This window comes from Neisseriales bacterium (assembly GCA_016699915.1).
GTDB lineage: Bacteria > Pseudomonadota > Gammaproteobacteria > Burkholderiales > Q3-R57-64 > Q3-R57-64.
In genome coordinates, this window is sequence record CP064990.1 from 202,789 (window position 1) to 225,860 (window position 23,072).

The following is a 23,072-nucleotide window of genomic DNA, read 5'->3' on the forward strand; positions in this document are numbered from 1 at the left end:
ATGGCTCAAGGTAAGGGGTTTATTGTGACCTCAGTGGATACGCTACTTAATTTAGCGCGTACAAGTTCGTTGTGGCCAGTGACTTTTGGCTTAGCTTGTTGTGCTGTTGAAATGATGCATGCTGGTGCTGCGCGCTATGATTTGGATCGATTTGGCATGTTATTTCGCCCGAGCCCAAGGCAGGCTGATTTAATGATTGTCGCCGGAACGTTATGTAACAAAATGGCTCCTGCCCTAAGAAAAGTATATGATCAGATGGCCGAGCCACGCTGGGTCATTTCTATGGGATCTTGTGCAAATGGTGGCGGATATTATCACTATTCTTATTCTGTGGTGCGTGGCTGTAACCAAATTGTGCCTGTAGATGTTTATGTGCCGGGTTGCCCACCCACTGCCGAAGCGTTGATTTATGGTATCATACAGCTGCAAAATAAGATTCGACGTACGGCCACAATTATCCGCTCAGATGGGTCATGACTTCAGAAACTCTCTTGTTGCTCCAGCAACGCTTAGAGTCCAAATTATCTGACAAACCAATAGTCTTGGTGCGTGCATTGGACGAACTGACGCTCACCTGTTTGAGTACTGAGAGTAAGGCGGTTGCGTTACGTCTCAGAGAGGATCCCGAGCTTGCTTTTGAGCAATGCGTAGATATTTGTGGTGTTGATTACCAAGATTACCCACATCCATTAGCTCGTAATCGACGCTTTGCTGCTGTTGCCCACCTTCTGTCCATTCGTCATAATTATCGATTACGGTTGCGGGTATTTGCTGAGGATAATGCGCACCCTGTATTGCCTTCTCTTGTTGAGGTATGGAATAGCGTCAATTGGTTTGAAAGAGAAATTTTTGATCTGTACGGCATTATTTTTGAGGGTCATCCTGATTTACGGCGTATCCTGACTGATTATGGATTTATTGGTTATCCATTCCGCAAGGATTTTCCTATTTCTGGCTATGCTGAAATGCATTACGATGCTGAACAGCAAAAAGTGGTTTATCGACCTGTGAGTATTGTGACCCGCGAATTAACACCGCATGTCCTTCGTGAGGAAAATTACGGTGGTTAATATCAGCGACTACACGATTAATTTTGGTCCTCAGCATCCAGCGGCACATGGGGTATTGCGGCTGGTGTTAGAGCTAGATGGTGAGGTTGTTAAAAAAGCCGATCCCCATATTGGATTACTGCATCGTGCCACAGAAAAATTAATTGAGCAGCGAACCTTTATCCAAGCCTTGCCTTATATGGACAGATTGGATTATGTTTCCATGATGTGCAATGAGCATGCTTACTGCTTAGCGGTTGAAAAACTGTTAGGGGTGGCCGTGCCAATACGCGCTCAATACATTCGTGTCCTCTTTGCAGAAATAACGCGTATTCTTAACCATTTGTTGTGGATCGGTTCTCACGGTCTTGATATTGGCGCGATGACGATTTTTCTCTATGCTTTTAGAGAACGCGAAGATTTAATGGATTGTTATGAAGCGGTATCTGGTGCGAGAATGCATGCTGCCTATTTTAGACCCGGTGGTGTCTACAGAGATTTGCCGGATACCATGCCTCAATACGAGGCAAAATTTTGTAGTGCGAATGCAACTGCAAAACGCAATGAACACCGCCAAGGCTCATTGCTGGATTTTATTGAGGCATTTACTGAGCGTTTTCCGCGTTGTGTGGATGAATATGAAACACTATTGACTGACAATCGCATTTGGAAACAAAGAACAGTCGGAATTGGCGTTGTTTCTTCTGAGCGTGCTTTACAACTTGGCTTTACAGGACCCATGTTGCGGGGTTCCAATATAGCTTGGGATATCCGTCAAACGCAGCCCTACGAAGTGTATGAAGCCTTAGATTTTGATATTCCTGTTGGCAAAAATGGAGACTGCTATGATCGCTATTTGGTGCGAATTGAAGAGATGCGCCAATCGAATCGCTTGATTAAGCAATGCGTTCAGTGGTTGCGTGCGCATCCTGGACCCGTGATAACGGATGACTATAAGGTTGTGCCACCACCACGTCATACGTTAAACCATAAGATGGAGGAGTTGATCCACCATTTTAAATTGTTCACGGAAGGGATGCATGTACCAGAGGGTGAAGTTTATGTTGCCACCGAACACCCAAAGGGCGAATTTGGTATTTATTTAATATCTAACGGCGCAAATAAACCCTACCGGCTTAAGATTAGACCACCAGGATTTGTGCATTTGTCGGCATTGGATGAAATGGTACGTGGGCATATGATTGCTGATGTAGTTGCTATTATTGGTACGCAGGATATTGTTTTTGGAGAGGTGGATCGCTAGTGTTATCCAAACAAGCATTTGCGAAAATTGATCAGGAAATTGCTAAATATCCTTCTAGCGCTAAGCGTAGTGCTGTGATGTCAGCATTACGTATTGCGCAAACTGAAAAAGGTTGGTTGGATCAGGACACGATTCAATGTATTGCAGATTATTTACAGATGCCGCCTATTGCGGTGCATGAAGTAGCCACTTTTTATCATATGTACTACTTGCATCCTGTTGGTCGCTATACCCTGACGATCTGTACGAATTTATCTTGTGCATTGCAAGGAGGCGTTCAGGCCGCCGATTACCTAAAAAAGAAACTGAATATTGGGTTTGGCGAAACTACATCAGATGGTAAATTTACCCTTTTGGAAAGTGAGTGCATGGGCGCTTGTGGCGATGCACCAGTTATGCTTATTAATAACCATCAATTATGTGGTTTGATGACGCCAGAGGCAATTGATAAAAAACTAACGGAACTTGAATAATGGCAGTATGGGTACCGGGCATTATTTTTGAATCAGTCAATATGCAAGACCCAGCATGTTGGCGCTTGGCAGCCTACCGTGCACGAGGGGGCTATCAAGCACTACAAAAAATAATAACACAACCTTTGTTGCCGGATGCGGTCATTGAAGAAGTCAAAGCTTCTGGGTTACGGGGTCGAGGAGGCGCAGGTTTTCCGACTGGATTAAAATGGAGCTTCATGCCTAAAACTGCTTGCACAAAATATATTGTATGCAATACGGATGAGGGAGAGCCTGGTACGTTCAAAGATCGGGACATTTTGACATACAACCCGCATGCGGTGATTGAAGGCATGATCATTGGGGGATATGCAATGGGTGCCCAGGTTGGCTACAACTATATCCATGGCGAAATTTTTGAACTGTATGAGCGGTTTGAAGAGGCGCTAGCAGAAGCCAATGAAGCAGGATTATTGGGCGACCATATTTTGGGCGCTGACTTTTCTTTTCGACTATATGCACACCATGGTTATGGTGCTTATATTTGTGGAGAAGAGACAGCTTTAATTGAATCGATTGAGGGAAAAAAGGGGCAGCCTCGGTTTAGACCGCCTTTTCCTGCTAGTGTTGGTTTATATGGCCAACCGACTACAGTTAATAATACTGAATCATTCGCTTCGATACCATTTATCATCCGTGATGGTGCCAAAACTTTCTTAGCGCGCGGTATACTTAACAACGGTGGGACGAAATTATTTTCTGTGTCAGGTCATGTGAGTCAACCTGGTAACTATGAAGTATCACTAGGTACACCATTTGCTGATTTATTGGCTCTTGCAGGTGGAGTGAAGGGTGATCGACCACTTAAAGCTGTTATTCCTGGTGGCTCTTCTTCTCCAGTATTACCTGGCAGGATCATGATGGATCTTAATATGGATTATGATGCCATTGCAAAGGCTGGTTCCATGCTTGGGTCTGGGGCAGTGATCGTTATTGCTGAAGGAACTTGTATGGTTAAAGTGCTAGAGCGATTAGCCTACTTTTATCATGAAGAATCCTGTGGCCAATGTACGCCGTGCCGTGAGGGAACTGGTTGGTTATATCGTATTATCCATCGTATTGAGCACGGGCAAGGCTGTTTAGAAGATCTGTTGTTATTAGATACCATTGGCAATAATATGGCCGGACGAACCATTTGTGTGTTGGCGGATGCAGCGGTTTTTCCTGTTCGTAGTTTTCTGAAGCATTTTCGCGATGAATTTGAATACCATATCCACCACAAAGATCATATCAAACAACATGATTGGCCTTCATTTGATCGGTGATTAGAGGTTGCTATGCCTGAAATAGAGATCGATGGTCAAAAAGTAACGGTTTCAGAGGGGTCATCTGTGCTTGAGGCGGCTTGTGCTATCGGAAAATATATTCCCCATTTTTGTTATCATAAAAAGCTATCTATCGCAGCGAACTGCCGCATGTGTCTAGTGGATGTTGACAAAGCACCCAAACCACTACCTGCTTGCGCAACACCTGTTGTTGATGGCATGAAAGTTCAAACCCATTCTAACAAAGCGATCATGGCACAGCGTGGCGTGATGGAATTTTTACTCATCAATCACCCTTTAGATTGCCCTATTTGTGATCAGGGTGGCGAATGTCGATTACAAGATTTAGCGGTTGGTTACGGGCAAAGCGCTTCGCGTTATACAGAGGAAAAACGGACTGTCAAAGGCAAAGAAATGGGTCCTTTGGTTGCTGCAGAAGAAATGTCCCGTTGTATTCATTGCTCGCGTTGCGTACGGTTTTTAGATGAGATCGCTGGATTGCAAGAGATCGGCATTATTCATCGTACTGAGCATGCTGAAGTCACCAGCTTTTTTAACCGCCCACTTGATTCAGAAATTGCTGGTAATATTATTGATTTATGTCCGGTTGGTGCGTTAACTTCCAAGCCATTTCGCTATCATGCGCGTACTTGGGAATTATCGCGCAGAAAATCTGTTGCGCCTCATGATGGACTGGGCTCCAATCTGATTGTTCAAGTGCATCAACACCAAGTCAAACGCGTCTTACCATTTGAAAATGATGCAATTAATACATGTTGGTTATCCGATAGGGATCGCTTTTCCTATGAAGGGTTAAATAGCCCAGATCGTCTTAAAACGCCCATGATTAAAAAAGATGGTCAGTGGTTTGAAGTGGATTGGTTCACAGCATGGCGTGATATCAAAACGCATTTTACTCGCCTCATCGCTAATCATGGCAAAGAGACAGTTGGTGTACTTGCGCACCCGATGTCAACTTGCGAAGAACTTTATTTATTACAAAAACTATTTCGTCAATTGGGTGTTGATAATATTGACAGTCGGCCAAGGCGTAGTGATTTTCGTAGTGACCAGCATCAACAAGGGGCTTTGTGGTTAGGCATGCCCATTGCTGACTTGAGCCAAGCGAAGGCTATTTTGACGATTGGGGCAACGCTACGAAGCGAGCAACCCCTTTTGGCAGCACGTTTGCGACAACTCGCTAAACAGGGCTGCGCATTAAGCAGCATCCATTGTGTTAAAGAAGATTGGCGGTGTTCGCTAGTAGAGCAGGTCGTTGTGGCGCCAAGTCAATTGGTTTATTTACTTGCCGAAGTGCTCAAGGCATTACTTGTTCTGACTCATCAAACCAGTCCATGTGATTTATTAACAGTGTTACCCAGTAAGCAAGCTCAACAGATTGCAAGTAGTTTGTTTAACCAACATGCTGTTTTATTGCTTGGGCAAGCAGCGCAACACCACCCAGCCTTTGCACAACTGTTATCGCTTACCCAAGAAATTGCACGGGTTGGTGGCTTTTCGCATGGTTTATTAAGCGAAGCGGGTAATAGTGTTGGGGCGGAGTTAGTGGGGGCTATACCTACTCATGGTCCATTTTTTAGTCCTGTTAGATCAGGTCTTAACAACATGCAAATGTTGTCTGTGCCACAGAAAGTATATTTTCTTTTTCATCTTGAGCCCGAAGCCGATACCTATAACAGCGCTTTAACGTTATCCGCTCTTAAACAGGCCGAGTTGGTGGTCGCTTGTACAGCCTTTAAGGGAGATGGATTGCTCCATAGTGCAGACATACTGTTGCCAATTTGCCCCTTTACCGAAACGGCTGGTAGTTTTGTTAATATGGGCGGTGATCTGCAATCTTTTAATCAAGTAGTGCCACCACTAGGTGACTCGAAAGCTGGATGGCAAGTCTTACAGATATTGGCGAACCAATTTAATTTACCAGCGTTTAGCTATACATCGGCTGAGGCGGTTCGTGCAGAATGGCTGTCACTTGGCAATATTGATTGCACAACACTCAACAATATGTTATCCGAACTTGTTGTTGAGCGAGCTGCTACGCCGTTATCCAACCAATTAGAACGTATTGGTGAAATACCGATGTATCATGTTGATGCTATTACGCGACGCGCATCCAGTTTGCAAAAAACAACGCCTGCCATGCCGCCAGTTGCTACAATGCATCCGACAACAGCGGCGAGACTGGCCTTGGCGCATAATGCCATCATTGCGGTGTCACAACTTGGTGAAACGGTTTTAACGACGCTACAACTGGATGAAGCAGTACCACAACAAACGTTGCAGTTGCCCGGCGCTCATCCTAAGACTAGTTTGTTGGGTGGGCTATTTGATACCATTATTGTGGGAAACCACTAATATGGAAGCTCTGTTAAGCGCTTATATGGGTCAAGATATCGCTTATCTTATCTGGACACTCATCAAAATTACTGCCATTGTGGCTCCTTTGATGGGTTGCGTGGCTTATTTGACGTTAGCTGAGCGCAAGATCATTGGCTTTATGCAGTTGCGTTTTGGGCCCAATCGTACCGGATGGTTCGGTTTATTGCAGCCTATGGCAGATGGGTTAAAGTTGCTGACAAAAGAAATTATTGTGCCTTCTGCAGCGGATCGTTTTTTGTTTTTAATTGCTCCGGCTTTGTCAATTATGCCAGCGTTGGCTGCTTGGTCTGTCATACCGTTTACCAATCAGTTGGTTTTGGCGAATATTGACGCATCCTTACTTTATGTAATGGCCATTACTTCATTTGGTATCTATGGCGTCCTTATGGCAGGCTGGGCCGCTAATTCCAAATATGCTTTTTTGGGAGCCATGCGAGCGGGCGCACAAATTATTTCCTATGAATTAGCTATGGGATTTGCCTTGATTGGTGTTGTGATGGTTTCCCGCTCTCTTAATTTAGTGGACATTGTGGCACAACAACAGGTTGGTATATTGGGCATGGGCAGTGGATCCTGTTTAGCGTGGAATTGGTTGCCTTTATTACCTTTATTTTTGGTGTATTTCATTGCAGGATTGGCTGAGACCAATCGAGCGCCTTTTGATGTAGCAGAAGGCGAATCAGAAATTGTTGCTGGGTTTCATGTCGAATATTCGGGTATGGCCTTTGCGGTGTTCTTTTTGGCTGAATATGCCAACATGATTTTAGTATCAGCTTTATGTGCTCTGGTGTTTTTAGGCGGTTGGCTTTCGCCTTTTCCCAGCACAATACCGTTTATTGGTGCGCCCCACTTTTTTTGGTTGGCTCTTAAAGTCAGTGGCTTGCTATATGGTTTTTTATGGATCCGCGCAACTTTACCGCGTTTTCGCTACGATCAGATTATGCGTTTAGGTTGGAAAGTATTTATCCCCATTACGTTAATTTGGCTTGTTGTAATTGGGGTGTGGCTATTTCGTGATCAGTTGATTTAGCCTGCTCACGGGAGGGATATGAAAAATTTTTTTAAAACCTTTTTTCTCACTGAGCTTTTTCGGGGCCTGTGGGTGACTTTGTGTTATTGTTTTACAAAGAAAATTACCATTCAATATCCGGAACAACAAACACCATTATCCCCCCGTTTCCGTGGTCTACATGCCCTACGGCGCTATCCTAATGGTGCAGAGCGCTGCATTGCATGTAAGTTATGTGAAGCTGTCTGCCCAGCGCTAGCGATTACCATTGAATCGGAAGAAAGCGCTGATGGGACACGTCGTACCACAAGGTATGATATTGATCTGACCAAATGTATTTTTTGCGGGTTTTGTGAGGAAGCTTGTCCGGTGGATGCTATTGTTGAGACGGATATTTTTGAATATCATGGCGAAAAACCTGAAGACCTGTATTATACCAAACCGATGTTACTGGCCATTGGGGATGTGTATGAAGCGCATATTACAGCAATCAAAGCAAAAGATGCACCTTATAAATAGAAAGCAACTATGTCGTTGCCGCTGATCATATTTTATTTATTGTCTGCTGTTACGTTACTTTCTGCTTGGCGCGTAATTACAACGCATCATCCTGTACATGCTGTTTTATTTTTGATATTAGCTTTTTTTTCTAGTGCCGGGTTATGGGTGATGCTGCGAGCCGAATTTTTAGCGATTGTTTTACTGCTTATTTATGTGGGTGCGGTGATGGTCTTTTTTTTATTTGTTGTCATGATGCTGAATATCAAAATCGAAAAAATGCGCTTGTCAATTTGGCGCCATGCTCGGCTCGCTTTGCTAGTTGCGTTCATCATGGTCGTCGAGTTGGTACTTATCTTTATGACAGTTAAATCACCCACAATTGATGCAATGCAGGAAAAATTGTTCATCAGCAACAATGCACAAATTTTGGGCACGCAACTTTATACCACTTATCTTTTACCCTTTGAATTGGTATCGTTATTATTGGTATTGGCCATGGTTGCAGCCATTACATTGTCTATGCAGTGTTTGCCGACTGCTAAACCATCAAATCAGCCTAGCGAGCAAGTCAAAGTTAATCGCCAAGATCGTATATATAAAGTGAATTTGAGACATGCTCCATCTGCAAAAGCCGATCAGACGGAGGAAACATCATGTTAACCCTGACACATTTTTTAGTATTCGCCGCCCTTTTATTTGTGATGAGCGTATTGGGTATTTTTTTAAATCAGCGCAACATGCTTGCTTTATTCATGGCTATTGAACTGATGCTACTTGCTGTTAATTTTAATTTTTTGGCCTTTGCTTATTACTTATCAGATTTTGCCGGGCAAATATTTGTATTATTTACCCTAACTGTTGCAGCAGCTGAGCTTGCCATTGGATTGGCTATTGTCGTTTTATTGTTTCGGCGTTCCACTTCGATCCACACAGAGGAAATTAGTCAATTAAAAGGCTAACTTATCTTTTTTGAGCGATTGTTGATGATGATTGTTTGCTTGTTGATTGTTTTATTGCCTTTACTGAGTGCATTAGCAATTGGTCTATTGGGCTGGATCATGCCTCGTCAAGTGGTGTACGGGATAGCGATTGCAGGGGTTGCACTAGCTACTTTGCTATCGCTTTATCTATTGTATTATTTTGTTACTGGGCAAGGCATATCCTCAAACTATGATCTTTATACTTGGTTGACGGTCAACAATTGGCGTTTTTCAATGGGCTTATTAATTGACCCATTAACAGCGCTCATGTGTACTGTGGTGACATCAATCAGTTTGATGGTACATGTTTACTCCATAGGTTATATGGCAGAAGACCCAGGATACAAGCGGTTTTTTAGTTATATATCCCTTTTTACTTTTGCTATGCTACTGCTTGTTGTGAGCAATAATTTCATCCAGCTATTTTTTGGTTGGGAAGCCGTAGGTCTTGTTTCTTATCTGCTGATTGGTTTTTGGTTCAAGCGCGATAGCGCAACTTTTGCAAGTTTCAAAGCATTTGTTGTCAATCGCGTAGGGGATTTAGGGTTTTTGTTGAGCATAGGGTTGATTGCGACCCATTGTGGTAGTGCGTTGGATTATGCACATGTTTTTGCGATAGCTCCGCAATTACAGGGTCTATCCATTATGCTGATCCCCCATGTTCATTGGTCGCTCTTGACTGTTATTTGCCTGTTGCTATTTGTGGGTGCCATGGCAAAGTCGGCACAGTTTCCGCTCCATGTTTGGCTTCCTGATTCTATGGAAGGACCAACACCAATTTCTGCGCTCATCCATGCTGCCACCATGGTCACAGCAGGTATTTTTATGGTATCGCGCCTAAGCCCATTATTTGAATTATCGGATACTGCATTGAATGTCATGCTGATTGTGGGTAGCATCACGGCACTTTTTATGGGAATCTTGGGTATTGTGCAGCAGGATATTAAGCGCGTGATTGCTTATTCAACGCTCTCTCAGCTTGGGTATATGACGGTTGCACTGGGAGCTTCGATTTATTCTATGGCGATATTTCATGTGGCAACACATGCTTTTTTCAAGAGCTTATTATTTTTAGCGGCAGGCGCTGTGATCACGGGCATGCATCATGAACAAGATATGCGCAACATGGGTAATTTGCGTCGTTACATGCCGATTACTTGGGCAACTTTTTTACTCGGTTCGCTTTCTTTGATGGGGGCACCTTTTTTCTCAGGTTTTTTCTCAAAAGAGATAATTATTGAGGCCTTACAGTATTCGAATTTACCAGCCGCTCATTTTGCTTGGGGTTGTATGATGCTTGGTGTACTTGTTACTGCACTTTATACGGGTCGCATGTATTGCATGGTGTTTCATGGCAAAGCCCGTTGGCAGCACTTTGTAATGCCTACTAGCCCAGTCACCATGTGTTTTGACCAAACAAGCGATCAGCCACATGAGCCGGGCTGGTCAATGAAACTTCCGCTGATTCTATTAGCAATTCCAGCTACTGTGATTGGTTACTTAGGCCTGCCGTTGTTGCTACATCAACCGTTTTTTGGGACGGCTATTTATGTGAATGATGCACTGCATCCTGCGCTACAAATGCTCTCCTTGCGATTTCATCAATCGTGGACAATGGGGTTACACGGCCTAATAAGCCCGCAAAGTTTTTTGATTGTACTGGGTATTGGTGTAAGTTGGTTATGCTATATCAAACAACCAAAAATCCCCGAAAAAATCAGTCACACTTACCATCGGCTATACCGATTACTAACATGTCAATATTATATTGATACGCTTTACTTTGCGGTCTTCGCTCAAGGTAGCCAATGGTTAGGCAAAAGGTTATGGCAATGGGGAGATATACGCCTCATTGATGGTTTACTGGTTAACGGTAGTGCTGCCATGATTCACCGTTGTGCCGACCTCATGAGAAAATTACAAACAGGTTTTTTGCCCCGTTATGCGCTAGTGATGATCGTTGGTGTACTGACGTTACTGACTTATATTTTTGGCTGCGGTTATGTACGATAAATTACTCAGTCTAATTATTTGGATGCCTATATTGCTTGGTGTATTAACGCTTGTGATTGATAGGCTAGGCTGTTTGAGCCGATATATGAAGCTATTTGCCTTGGCCAGTGCATGCTTGAGTTTTATTGGTGTAGTCCTGCTTTATTTTACTTTTGATCCCTTACAAGGCTCCATGCAATGGGTTGAAATCCGCCCTTGGATTGAGGCGATTCATGCCAACTATCACTTGGGTGTAGATGGTATCTCGCTAATACTTGTGCTTCTGAATAGTTTGATTACTTTAATCGTGGTATGGGCAAATTGGCGTACGACCTTTCATCACGCTGCACAGTATCTGGCGTGTTTTTTGATTATGTCTGGCCTAATTAATGGGGTATTTTTAGCGCTGGATACTTTGCTTTTTTATGTCTTTTTTGAATCCATGCTGATTCCTATGTACCTGATCATTGGGGTATGGGGCGGTTCGCAACGCATTTATGCGGCTTTTAAATTTTTTCTTTATACCTTGCTTGGTTCTTTATTGATGTTAGTGGCTATGATTTACTTATACCAACTAACACAAGATAGTTTTGATTTAGCTGCTTGGCAGCGTTTATATATGCCACTGTCTACCCAAGTTTTATTATTTGTTGCATTTTTTCTGGCTTTTGCTGTCAAAGTGCCAATGTGGCCCTTACATACTTGGCTACCCGATGCGCATGTGGAAGCTCCAACAGGTGGGTCAATGATTCTAGCGGCTATTACTTTAAAAATAGGCGCTTACGGTTTTTTGCGTTTTGCGCTGCCGATTTTGCCGGATGCTTGCCGTTTGTTATCGCCACTGATGGTTGCTTTATCCCTCATTGCGGTCATTTATATTGGCTTCGTTGCACTCGTACAAACCGATATGAAAAAACTGATTGCTTACTCTTCGATTTCACACATGGGTTTAGTTACTTTGGGTTTATTTCTATTTGCAGATGGCCATTTAAATACTTGGGCCGTAGAAGGGGCATTGTTGCAAATGATTTCGCATGGGTTGGTGTCCGCAGCTTTATTTATGGGCATTGGTGTTTTGTATGACCGTACGCATTCTCGTCAAATTCAAGATTATGGTGGTGTTGCAAAACCGATGCCAATTTTTGCATCGTTCATGATGCTTTTTGTGATGGCCAATACAGCGCTACCAGGTACCGCTGGTTTTGTTGGGGAATTGATGATCCTTATTGGGGCGGTACAAACCCATTTTTGGATAGGATGTCTTGCGGGTACCACTGTGGTCTTGAGTGCAGGCTATACATTGTGGCTGTATAAGCGCGTGATTTTTGGGGATGTGATCCATGCATCAATTGCCCAATTAAAAGATGTTAATGCACGTGAATTATGGATTTTAATCTGTTTAGCTGTGGCCATCCTAGGCATGGGTCTATATCCTCAACTGTTGGCCAATACAATCCATCCTACAATTGATCAATTGATTCACCATGTGAATCAACCTAAATTTTAGGAATTGCGATGACTTGGGCAAACCTACTTTTACAACCTGCACTGCCTGAATTATGGCTAAGTGGTGCCATACTCGTATTACTCTTGTTAAGTGTGTTTTATCCTCAAAAACAGCAGCCTTGGATTTACCGACTGTCGCTTTTAAATATTGCCATATGCGCAGGATTACAGTATTGGGTCTTTGCGCAATATCCAGCTCCCATTTATTTATTTTCCGATATGTTTGTGGTTGATGCATTGTCTACTTACTTGAAGTTGGCCATGTATATTGCAACAGCTGGCGTATTACTTTATACCAAACCTTATATGGCAAGTCGCCAGCTCTTGCGGGGCGAATATCTGGTATTGGCTCTTTTTGCGCTACTGGGGATGAATGTTATGGTTAGCGCAGCACATTTACTGGTTGCGTATATCGGCCTTGAAATCTTGTCATTAGCCCTTTATACCCTGATTGCTTTTCAATACACTGCCCGTCTGGCTATTGAAGCAGCCATTAAATATTTTGTGCTAGGTGCCTTAGCCTCTGGCTTTTGCTCTATGGTATGTCTATGTTCTATGGGGCCACGCACACTCTTTATTTACATCACTTATTTGAACAGATTGCCGTTTCATCTTACGAGCCGACCTTACTGGCTTTGAGTGTTGTGTTTATACTTTGCGGTCTTGCCTTTAAATTGGGTGCTGCGCCTTTTCATATGTGGGTACCTGATGTGTATCACGGCGCCCCTTTATCAATTACCCTGATGATTAGTGCGGCACCAAAGTTAGCCATTATAGGTTTTATGATTCGGTTATGGATGGAGTTGCTAGATGGCATACCGATCAATTGGCAAATGCTACTAGTAATCCTTGCTGTTTTGTCCATGACGATTGGGAATATTGCAGCTATCGCACAAACAAATGTGAAACGCATGCTCGCTTATTCAAGCATCGCTCATATGGGATTTTTGCTTCTAGGATTTATGGGCAAAACACCAATCAGTTATGCTGCTGCCTGCTTTTACATAGTGACCTATGTTTTGATGGTGCTAGGTGTTTTTGGTGTGTTACTTGCTTTATCCACAGCAACAAGCGAATGCGAAACGCTGGAAGATTTAAAGGGGCTTAATCAACGCAATAGCTGGTATGCACTCCTTTTATTATTCATGATGTTTTCTATGGCCGGTATTCCACCGATGGTCGGTTTTTACGCTAAATTCAGCGTGATTCGTTCCGTGGTAGGGCTACAGTTGCCTGATCTTCCTTTTGATTTAACAGGTCTGGCTGTTTATGCTGTGACCATGTCTCTGATCGGTGCCTTTTACTATTTACGCATTGTGAAATGTATTTACATGGATAGCAGCACAACGAAAACATCGCCAGTTCGTGTGAATTTGGGTATGCAGATTGCTTTATCAGTCAATGCGCTGGCTGTTTTGCTACTGGGAATTTTACCGAATGCTTTAATGGATATTTGTTTGGCTGTCATGCAAACAAGCAATTTTGCGCTGTCATTTTAAGTTGTTGAAGCATGACATACCCAATACTGCTATTGGGTATGTCACTGGTTTTTATACGTTAACTGCGTAAAGCAATGGCTTCAACTTCGACTAACACACCCTTAGGGAGATCTTTTACAGCAACACAGGAACGGGCAGGGGAAGCATCACCAAAGAAGTTTTTGTACACTTCATTAAATGCTGAAAAATCAGCCATATCGGCTAGAAAGCAAGTTGTTTTAATCACACTACTAAAAGAAGCACCACCTGCCTCTAGAACACCTTGAAGGTTCTTAAGTGCTTGTTCGGTTTGTGCTGCGATGCCACCTAGCACCACTTCGCCTGTTGTAACAGAAAGTGGAATTTGTCCGGACGTAAAGAGCAAATGACCACAAGCAATGGCTTGAGAATAAGGGCCAATAGCGGCTGGAGCATTAGGAGTAGAAATAGTTTTTTTCATGGATCTATCCTCTAAAGTGTCATGTTTATTGCCCGCTCAACAGGTTTTATCCTATTGAGCAGGCGTACTACGTTGCATAAAATAGGTCAATCTTACCGTACATTACTCAGCATTTTACCATCCATTCATTAAAACCCTTACAATGCATCGTTAATGTATTAATGCCTAGCCAAATGGAATGGTATCTTTTGTCAAAGGATAGGCTTTCCTATACTTTTTTGTGCAGCGCACATGCTTACAGTCCAATATTGCTACGCTTTTCTTGATGGCCATTACGATTTTCTGTTAGAAAAGCGCAAGGCTTTATCTCAAAGTGATCGCTTGCGGTTGAAGACGATGACCCATCCTTTACGCCAAGCACAATTTATTGCTGGTCGATTATTGTTGCAACAAGCAGCAAAAAAAGCGGGTTATGCGATAGCTCTAACGGATATGGCGATTCATCCATTTGGGCATCTTTATTTAAGTACTGATTTACGGTGTGCCACAAGCATTACACATAGCCATCATTATGTGGCGGCTGCCTTTAGTGATCGGGGAACATTAGGCATTGATAGCGAATACAAAAAATCCAATCGACCTTTTTTGGCTATTGCGCGCCGTACTTTTAATGCACAGCAATATCGTTGGTTAGTATCATTACCCGATATCCAACAAATGAATGCGTTTTATAGGTTGTGGCTGGAAAAAGAAGCCCGCTATAAAGCGGGTCTGAAAAATCCTGTAACAGGCAATATGCAAAGTTGGTATGATGAAAACTATGCGCATGGCGCATGGTCACTTTGTCCGGTGCGCCTTGTTTTGCATCTGGTTACGCTAACCGATTCAGTTCCTACATAATATGTTTTGTAATATAGCCAGCTGATGCACGTTAGTGATATTTGAAGAAGTCTGGCACAGACTATTAAGGTCTGGCCAGTTTGATTTGTCTAGGCTAAATCAGTTTATGTTAAAACTTATTGACAATGCTGAGTCACTTGAATCAGTATCCGTAGGATCACGAATTAAAGGGTGAATGGCAGGGTATAGGTGAAGGCTATGTTGGTGGTGATGCATTACTTCTTTATAAGTTTGAGAAAAAACACCATCGCTTTCATCAGAGATGGTAACTACAGTCAACTATTCAAATAAAAATCACCATCCCTTCTATTGCTTTATGCTTATAAATACGCGTTATCTTACCTATTGACCTTTCTTACTTTATTCTTCGTTTTTTTAATTTGGAAAAACAAGTAACCTATAAATTTTTTATGATCCAAGGTCTAAAATAGAAAAATAAGCTATAATCGCGTTACTATTACGCAAAAAGGTTGTTTTTATTTTTTAAGTTGTTTATTTATTCAAATAAACTAGCAAGGGTAGTTTTAGGTAATCATGATGAAGGAGTACATGGTGATATCTCATCAAGCTTTGAAACGTTCTTTAGCCCAATTGGGTTTGGCCACACTTACCATGGGTGGATTATCTGATGTGTAGTACTATTAAAATGTTTATGTATAATATTGCCAAAATATGGAAACAAAGCTTCTACAATGGCATCATGTCCCTTGATAAGCGATAGACAGGGTTTGATTGGTTTGCCATCTCTTGTTTCTGCTTTAAGATTCCATTTACCAGAATCAGCGCTTGATTGCTCAGTTTTATCTTAGCTCCATCGGAAGCCAACAGATCCAACTGGTACGACTGGTAAATCAGTATATTCATCAATTACAACAGTTTTCCAGTCTGGATGACTGATTTCACCAAGTGCATCAATAAAATCGGCAGCTCTCACATAGCGATCAGGAACAAATGCACCATCTTTTTTGATCATACGAACAAGATGGGGCATGTCTGTGTATTGACGACAATAATGCTCGAAGTAATCGCTTTTACCCGATACATGAAATTCTTTTAGAATGACATGACACATTGCCATAGCAAGCGCAGAGTCTGTCCCTTGTTTAGGATGCAGCCATATATCTGCAAATTTAGCGCCCTCAGCATAATCAGGAAATACGGATACGATTTTGGTGCCTTTGTAACGAACCTCTGTCATGAAGTGTGCATCTGGTGTACGTGTTTGGGGTACATTTGACCCCCACATCATAATATAGGTAGCGTTATACCAATCGGCTGATTCTGGTACATCGGTTTGCTCACCCCATGTTTGTGGGCTAGCCGGAGGTAAATCACAGTACCAATCGTAAAAGCTTAGGCAAACACCGCCGATTAATGATAAATAGCGGCTACCTGCTGCGTAACTGACCATTGACATGGCTGGAATGGGTGAAAATCCTACTATTCGATCAGGACCGTATTTAGTGGCAGTATAAATATTGGCTGCTGCTACTATATCGTTGATTTCATCCCAAGTCGTTCGCAAAAACCCTCCTTTGCCACGTTCACTTTGATAGCGCTTAACCGTAGCTTGGTCGTTAGAAAGCGCTTCCCAAGCTTGTACAGGCGCAAGTGTTTGGCGATGTTGACGCCATGCTTTTAATAAAGATGAACGTACCATAGGGTGCTTGACACGATTAGCGCTATAAAGGTACCAAGAATACGAAGCCCCACGTGCACAACCGCTCGGCTCATGATTAGGCATATCAGGCCTAGTGCGCGGATAATCCGTTTGTTGTGTTCCCCAAGTAACGATACCGCTTTTGACATAGATTTTCCAAGAACATGAGCCTGTACAGTTTGTCCCATGTGTGGAACGAACAATTTTGTCATATTGCCAGCGACTTCGGTAGGATTCTTCCCACGCACGATCTTCTGCTGTTGTTTGACCGTGCCCATCAGAAAATTTTTCTTTTTTTGCGATAAGAAATTTTAAGCGGTCAATAAACGGATTTCAAATGACGACCTTTTCTGAATATTCTGATGACAATACAAGTATTGCTATAGTTTCTTATTTTCTACGCTCCAATATGGACGAAGAACGAACTTCTGTAAAATGCATCCAAATTAAAGAAACGGAAATGATGCCATATAAAAGCATAAACGCTGAAGAACGAACGCCAGTTAAATCGACCAGTGCGCCAAACATAATCGGTAAAATGAATCCGCCGAGTCCACTAATCAATCCCACGATACCAGAAACAACCCCGATATCTTTTGGATAATCATCTGAAATATATTTAAACACTGAAGCTTTTCCAAAAGCCCAAGCAACTCCCATCGCGAAAAGCAGTAGAGTAAATATTGTAGGAGAAAGACCGATGTGGAATGTTTTATAGCCGTTGATAGTTTGGATGGTAAAGTCTGTTTGTGGGTAAGACATCACAAACAAACAAATCCAACTTACCCACAGCACCCACCATGTTACAGCATGTGCTCCATATTTATTTGATAACCATCCACCTACTGCTCGAAGCACACCTCCTGGTAGAGAAAAACAAGCTGCTAATAATGCGGCTGTTGTTAAGTTAAAACCATACTCTGAAACATAGTATTTAGTCATCCAGAGTGATAACCCAACATATCCCCCAAATACGATCGAATAATATTGACAATATTTCCACACTTTTTTATCTTGTAATACCTGCAATTGATTGGCAATTGGTACACTATTACTGATGTGATGGCTTGTATCAGTAAAACTGAACATCCAAAAAATCAGTGCAGTAACTAGCATGGCAACAGCATAGACTTTAGGTACCATTGCCCAACCAAAGATAACTATAATTGACGGTGCTACAAATTTTGTTAATGAAGCCCCTGAATTGCCAGCACCAAAGATTCCCATTGCCAATCCCTGGCGCTGTTTGTCAAACCATCGCGCAACATAGGCAATGCCAACTGAGAATGACCCACCCGCTAATCCGACGAATAGACCCAAGACTAAGAATTGCCAAAATTTGGTCGCTTCTCCGATCAACCATATAGGTACAATACAGGCTAACATCAATATGAAAAACACAATTCGACCACCGTATTTATCAGTCATCATCCCAAGCGGTAAACGGATTAGTGATCCTGACAAAACAGGCATCGCTGTTAAAAGGCCAAACTCCGTTTCGCTAAGTCCGAGTTTTGCTTTGATGGGTATACCAATGACTGCAAACATCATCCAAACTGCAAAACAAATAGTAAAAGCAAATGTACTGGATGAAACAACTGATAATTGTGCTTTTGTAAATATCATGAGCTCCGATAGCTTATTTAAAATTAGCAAGCCTATTCTACAATGATTGTAGAATATACCTATTTTTTTTAAATCATTTTGTTTTTTTGCATCAAAATTACAAAGATTGCCGCAAGCGATAATGGTGTTGGGTATCTTGCCGTATTACGTTGAATATTTAACCAAAACAAACTGGGTGTGTCAGGAACTGACCACTTTGTATCAATCTCATAGTATATTTTTGATAAGATGGCAACTAATCAACTTCAACAAACTTCTATAACAGTCTTCGGTGTTGTATTAGCTGGCGGTCAATCTCATCGAATGGGCATGGATAAAGCTATACTCAAAATTGGTACGGAAAACTTTTTGCAGCGTTCACGCAAAGTACTTCTTGAGGCGGGTAGTCAACATGTTGTACTTAGTGGATGCCGTAGAGATCAATGGCAAGATCATGTTGTATTGGATCTTTATGCAAAAGCAGGTCCGGTTAGCGGCATTGTTTCAGTTGTTACATGGATTACGTCGCATTTTTCAATGCCACTTGAAGTGTTAATTGTACCAATTGATATGTCATTGCTCAAACCCGATGTACTGAATCATTTACTTATTAACAGCCAATTTTTTGATGGCTGTATAATAGCTCAAAATATGCTGCCTCTTGTTTTGTGTTCAACTCCTCGTGTTGTGTCTCATTGTCGAACTGTAATGTTACGGCTTAAAAATGGTCTTTCATGCTCCATCAAAAACTTTATTAAGCCATTGCATATAAATCAGTTACCTACATCCTCCTCTTTAACTTCCATGCTAAAAAATATTAATACCATTCAAGAATGGAAGAATTTTGAAAAAAATGATGCCAGGGAAGTGAATTGAGAAATTAAGGTAGCTACAAATAAAACTACGTTAGTTATCAACGAATTAGTTAGTGACAGCGAGATTTTGATATCCTCAACAAACTTTTTGTTGTTGCTTGAGGAGCTATTTTATGTGCACAAATTTTAATTGCATTAATAGTAAACTGGCTATTGATAGGCACTATCAATCACCATCTGGTTTTTTTGTTCCCGATGTTTCAGCAATATACGTTAACTCCATTGCTGCTTTATCGACTAATTCTTCAGGCAGTTTTTTTTGTACTGATACCCCTAATTTTTCAAGTGCTTTGGCTTGTTTGATTAGATTATTCTTACCACAATAAAATTGCCCCATTGCTCTATCAAAAATTTCTTTTGATTTATCAATGGATTGCCCAATGCCCAACAAATTTTCCAAAAAGCCAGTTAGTTTTTGATGAAATTTACTAGCTTGTTCTGCCAAGATCTTGGTGTGTGTATTTTGTTCCTCAAATCGCCAAAGCTGCTTGACAATATTTAAACTGGTCAATAAAGTTGTTGGTGTCGTCACTAAAACATGTTGCTCTTCAATGGCTTTTTGAAACAAGCTATCATTTGCACGCAAGGCTTCAACAAAAGCCGACTCAATGGGAATGAACATAAAAACCATTTCTGGAGAATTTAGTCCTGGCAGTTTAAAGTAATCCCGATCAGACAATTCTTTGATGCGATCGCTAATGGCTCTTACATGTTCGTCCAAAGCCATTTTACGTGTTGCTTCGTCCTCTGCTCTGACATAGCGAAGGTAAGCATTGAGCGATACTTTGGCATCAATGATCAGATGTTTATTTTGAGGTAAACGCACTACCACATCTGGGCGTCGATTACCCTCTACCATACTAAAATGCTTTTCTGTTTCAAAATCTTTGCCTTCACGCAATCCTGAACATTCAAGGACATTGCCTAATACTGTTTCGCCCCATGTACCTTGCTGTTTAGCGTGACCCTTTAAGGCGGTAGCCAATTCATGGGCTTCTTTGGTCATGGCTGAGTTTAAGTCTTTAATATGCCGCAACTCGTTTTGCAAAGTTGCCTGTTGCGCAATATCTTGCTTATACATTTCCTCCAATTTTTGCTGGAAGGTTTGAATGTTACTTTGAAGCGGCGTGAGTAATTGCGAAAGATTGACTTGATTTTGCTCGGTAAAGCGTTTGGCTTTTTCTTCTAAAATGTCATTAGCTAATACCTTGAACTGATTTTGTGCTGATTGTGCCAACGCCTCAGCTTGTTTTTTAGTTTCTTCGGCTGTATTGAGCTGAATACGGTACTCAACGACTGTTTCGTTGAGTTGATGGATAGTTTGTTGAGCAGTTTTATTGGTTTTAAGCAACTGAAGCAAGATCATGCTCAAGATCGATATGGTCAGTAGTGCTAAGGATAAGACGAGATAAATCATTGATGGCTCCACTATTCTCCCATGATAACATTCATTCTGGTTTCTTAATGTTTTTCTTGGTTTAAGCCATGACTCCTTAAAGATATCCTAAAACGGATACACGAATGATTGATTTAATTAGGTGTTTTGCAATACTTTAAGCTAAAGATGCCAACCTCATCAAGTTTTGATTTCCTGTTGTAAAATATTGTCAACCAATTTATAAACCGTTGTTTGCCATTTCTCTTGTGGCCATTTCTCGCAAGGCGGATGATCACGCTGTTTGGCACGTTCAACGGCCGAACGAATTTTCTCAATAGTCATTTTTCGATTGTTAATGGTTTTGTCATAATTCGGCATGTGTTCTGCTAGTCGTTTTTTTAATTGATGATCCGAAGTAATGTTTACTCCTTTTTCAAAGTGAAAAAGAAGCCAATATTCGAATTTTGGATTACTGAGAGCTAAGTGATAATTATTTTTTTGTTTTGACCATTCATAAAGAGCATTGAGTTGTTCTTTGTTCCAGCTGTCTTTATCAACGACTAACCATGCTTCGTCGGTAGCCTTAATTGATCCTTTTTCCTTAAGGTGGCTTTGCATGCATTCTAAGACGGCATTTGGTGCACTATGTTTGCTTGTCAGGCAACGCACAAAAACAGCCAAGTTTTTTTCCATTTCATTAAAAAGATTAAAGTAAGCAGGTTCTGTTTTTTGCCTTCGGTGACGATTAAAAACTGCTTGCCATAAGGTAATGCTTGAGAATATCGCTCAAATTTTCTGCGTTCTTTAGCCATTACTATATTTCCTAGGCAATCTCTTCGACAGCCTGACTATTGACAAAATGATTGCCCATTAGAATATGCGGAATACCGCGGAGCCGACCTTGCAGGTAACTTTTTTTGATATCTTTATCGTATCGGATATCCTTATAATCACTAAAAGGTATCAGCATTGATGACCCGGAATGCTTGCGTTCAGCAACCCATATTTCATCGCGACGTAGCAAATGTTGATCCATTAAAAACACATCATGCGTGGTTAGCAGAAGTTGAGATCTTGTTTTATCTGAGCAATTTGCTAAGTAGGCCTCAAGCAGGCGGCGAGTCAGTAGGGTATGTAAACTGCGATCAATTTCATCAATAACAAAAACTTTTTTTGCATTTGACGCAGTGAGCGCAAAAAAAGCAGGAAGCAGATCTAAAACACGTTGAGAGCCATCTGATTCTTGATCAATATCGAACGAGACTTCTGTGCCATCTGCTTTACGATGATTGGCAACCAACTCTCTAACACTTAGTTGTTTATTTTGACAAGTTATAAGGCAACGCTTGTTTTTCCATAGCCGCACTCTAATTGTTTCCCCCTCTTGTATTTTATCCAGTACTTCCTCCTGAAATAACTGCTTAAAGGGTTCTGATAGATGCATCTCTTCCAAAGCAATCGGTTTTTCGCCAAGACGGGCGATACCTGTATCGAGTTGTGGCAACATGTCGTTCATCGTATTATGCAATGAACCGCTTTCATTCATAAATTTATCGAATGGTCCAAAGCGCGAATCGGGCGCAATCAGTACTAGATGTTTTGCAAACCAATCGTAGACAGGTTTAAAGTGCTGCAAATTCAACAATACAGTGCTTGTGAGAAATAACTGGTTATTGCGTGTGCTTTCAAAAGTAAATTTTAGACGCCCCTGTTCAGTTAGTGATTTATCATATTTGATCTTACCGCACGAACGTGTATAAAGCGTTTGTTCGCGATTGCTGAATATTTTGGTCAGTTTTTCTTCCAGAACTTGCTTATGATTGACAGAGAATGCAAATCCATAAATAGTTTTATCTACCAATATTTCTAGCGCAAATCGGGTAGGTTGCTCAACTTTAACATCATCTAGCAGAAAATTTTTAACAGCAATATCGCTATCTGGCTCAGTGCCTCTAACGATGATTTTTCTGACAAAATGGAGCGCCTTAAAAAAATTGGTTTTTCCAGAGGCATTACCGCCATAAATAGCTGTGATAGGCAATATTCGGGTACGATATTTACCCAACTTAGGGACTCTATTGCCATGTTGTCGTTCTTTACTGGCAATCATGGAGAAAGTAACCGGATCACGGAATGACATCCAATTCTCGATTGAGAAACGAATTAGCATTTCTTTACTCCTTTTCTATAAGCATAATTGTACTATGATTCGTTATTTTTTCATAATTAAAGAGCAAAAATCACATTATTTACAGTAAAAACGAGCTCAATAATAGTTTGATCCGAATAAGCAACGGA

General features: G+C 41.6%; 18 protein-coding genes and 3 pseudogenes. 15 read left to right on the top strand and 6 right to left on the bottom strand.

All coding sequences use genetic code 11. The features are described from left to right. The 13 genes and pseudogenes from IPK86_00985 to nuoN all read left to right on the top strand — a co-directional run bounded on the left by IPK86_00985 (position 1) and on the right by nuoN (position 13,977). Positions 1–477 carry an NADH-quinone oxidoreductase subunit B gene (locus IPK86_00985; GenBank protein QQS17019.1) on the top strand — a complete coding sequence of 159 codons (477 nt, stop codon included), beginning with the start codon at positions 1–3 and terminating at the stop codon, positions 475–477. Continuing rightward, positions 474–1,070, top strand: a complete 597-nt coding sequence (locus tag IPK86_00990; GenBank protein ID QQS16803.1) for an NADH-quinone oxidoreductase subunit C — start codon at positions 474–476, stop codon at positions 1,068–1,070. The genes IPK86_00985 and IPK86_00990 overlap by 4 nt, the downstream gene beginning before the upstream one ends. Then, entirely contained in the window at positions 1,063–2,313 is a 1,251-nt protein-coding gene (locus IPK86_00995; GenBank protein ID QQS17020.1) for an NADH-quinone oxidoreductase subunit D, read from the top strand. Before IPK86_00990 ends, IPK86_00995 begins: the two co-directional genes overlap by 8 nt. Further along, complete coding sequence (nuoE, locus tag IPK86_01000; GenBank protein QQS16804.1) at positions 2,313–2,786, top strand: NADH-quinone oxidoreductase subunit NuoE; 474 nt, start codon at positions 2,313–2,315, stop codon at positions 2,784–2,786. Before IPK86_00995 ends, nuoE begins: the two co-directional genes overlap by 1 nt. Then, entirely contained in the window at positions 2,786–4,090 is a 1,305-nt protein-coding gene (nuoF, locus tag IPK86_01005) for an NADH-quinone oxidoreductase subunit NuoF (GenBank protein QQS16805.1), read from the top strand. Before nuoE ends, nuoF begins: the two co-directional genes overlap by 1 nt. Before the next feature lie 12 nt (positions 4,091–4,102). Then, a complete protein-coding gene (locus IPK86_01010) occupies positions 4,103–6,466 on the top strand; it encodes an NADH-quinone oxidoreductase subunit G (GenBank protein ID QQS16806.1) in 2,364 nt (787 codons plus the stop codon). A 1-nt stretch (position 6,467) separates the two neighbouring features. After that, entirely contained in the window at positions 6,468–7,520 is a 1,053-nt protein-coding gene (nuoH, locus tag IPK86_01015; GenBank protein ID QQS16807.1) for an NADH-quinone oxidoreductase subunit NuoH, read from the top strand. Between the two features lie 18 nt (positions 7,521–7,538). Further along, positions 7,539–8,018 (top strand): NADH-quinone oxidoreductase subunit NuoI, encoded by a 480-nt coding sequence (nuoI, locus tag IPK86_01020; protein ID QQS16808.1) that lies wholly within the window; start codon positions 7,539–7,541, stop codon positions 8,016–8,018. 9 nt (positions 8,019–8,027) lie between these two features. Then, positions 8,028–8,660: an NADH-quinone oxidoreductase subunit J gene (locus tag IPK86_01025; protein QQS16809.1), complete on the top strand. Its 633-nt coding sequence runs from the start codon at positions 8,028–8,030 to the stop codon at positions 8,658–8,660. Beyond that, positions 8,651–8,959 (top strand): NADH-quinone oxidoreductase subunit NuoK, encoded by a 309-nt coding sequence (nuoK, locus tag IPK86_01030; protein QQS17021.1) that lies wholly within the window; start codon positions 8,651–8,653, stop codon positions 8,957–8,959. The genes IPK86_01025 and nuoK overlap by 10 nt, the downstream gene beginning before the upstream one ends. Before the next feature lie 18 nt (positions 8,960–8,977). Further along, positions 8,978–10,993, top strand: coding sequence for an NADH-quinone oxidoreductase subunit L (gene nuoL / locus IPK86_01035; GenBank protein QQS16810.1), 2,016 nt, complete (start codon positions 8,978–8,980; stop codon positions 10,991–10,993). Further along, complete coding sequence (locus tag IPK86_01040; protein QQS16811.1) at positions 10,983–12,479, top strand: NADH-quinone oxidoreductase subunit M; 1,497 nt, start codon at positions 10,983–10,985, stop codon at positions 12,477–12,479. Before nuoL ends, IPK86_01040 begins: the two co-directional genes overlap by 11 nt. 8 nt (positions 12,480–12,487) lie before the next feature. Continuing rightward, a pseudogene (gene nuoN, locus IPK86_01045) lies at positions 12,488–13,977 on the top strand (NADH-quinone oxidoreductase subunit NuoN). A gap of 58 nt (positions 13,978–14,035) precedes the next feature. On the opposite strand, the gene IPK86_01050 reads toward nuoN, so the two are convergent. Next, the gene (locus tag IPK86_01050; protein ID QQS16812.1) at positions 14,036–14,416 is read right to left on the bottom strand and encodes a RidA family protein; all 381 of its coding nucleotides are present in this window, start codon (positions 14,414–14,416) and stop codon (positions 14,036–14,038) included. A 231-nt stretch (positions 14,417–14,647) separates the two neighbouring features. On the opposite strand from IPK86_01050, the gene IPK86_01055 reads away from it, so the two are divergent. Continuing rightward, complete coding sequence (locus tag IPK86_01055) at positions 14,648–15,256, top strand: 4'-phosphopantetheinyl transferase superfamily protein (protein QQS16813.1); 609 nt, start codon at positions 14,648–14,650, stop codon at positions 15,254–15,256. A 607-nt stretch (positions 15,257–15,863) separates the two neighbouring features. Here the strand turns inward: IPK86_01055 and IPK86_01060 are convergent. Both IPK86_01060 and IPK86_01065 read right to left on the bottom strand, forming a co-directional pair. Then, positions 15,864–17,240 (bottom strand): annotated as a pseudogene (locus IPK86_01060) (nitrate reductase subunit alpha). Between the two features lie 66 nt (positions 17,241–17,306). Further along, positions 17,307–18,542 carry a NarK/NasA family nitrate transporter gene (locus IPK86_01065; protein ID QQS16814.1) on the bottom strand — a complete coding sequence of 412 codons (1,236 nt, stop codon included), beginning with the start codon at positions 18,540–18,542 and terminating at the stop codon, positions 17,307–17,309. 228 nt (positions 18,543–18,770) lie between these two features. On the opposite strand from IPK86_01065, the gene IPK86_01070 reads away from it, so the two are divergent. Next, positions 18,771–19,397, top strand: a complete 627-nt coding sequence (locus IPK86_01070; GenBank protein QQS16815.1) for an NTP transferase domain-containing protein — start codon at positions 18,771–18,773, stop codon at positions 19,395–19,397. A 165-nt stretch (positions 19,398–19,562) separates the two neighbouring features. Here IPK86_01070 and rmuC read toward each other — a convergent pair whose 3' ends face one another. The 3 genes and pseudogenes from rmuC to IPK86_01085 all read right to left on the bottom strand — a co-directional run bounded on the left by rmuC (position 19,563) and on the right by IPK86_01085 (position 22,944). After that, positions 19,563–20,813, bottom strand: a complete 1,251-nt coding sequence (gene rmuC / locus IPK86_01075) for a DNA recombination protein RmuC (GenBank protein QQS16816.1) — start codon at positions 20,811–20,813, stop codon at positions 19,563–19,565. A 159-nt stretch (positions 20,814–20,972) separates the two neighbouring features. Continuing rightward, positions 20,973–21,586: pseudogene (locus IPK86_01080) on the bottom strand (RloB domain-containing protein). Positions 21,587–21,597: 11 nt separating this feature from the next. Further along, positions 21,598–22,944, bottom strand: coding sequence for an AAA family ATPase (locus tag IPK86_01085; GenBank protein QQS16817.1), 1,347 nt, complete (start codon positions 22,942–22,944; stop codon positions 21,598–21,600). Positions 22,945–23,072 lie beyond the last annotated feature (128 nt).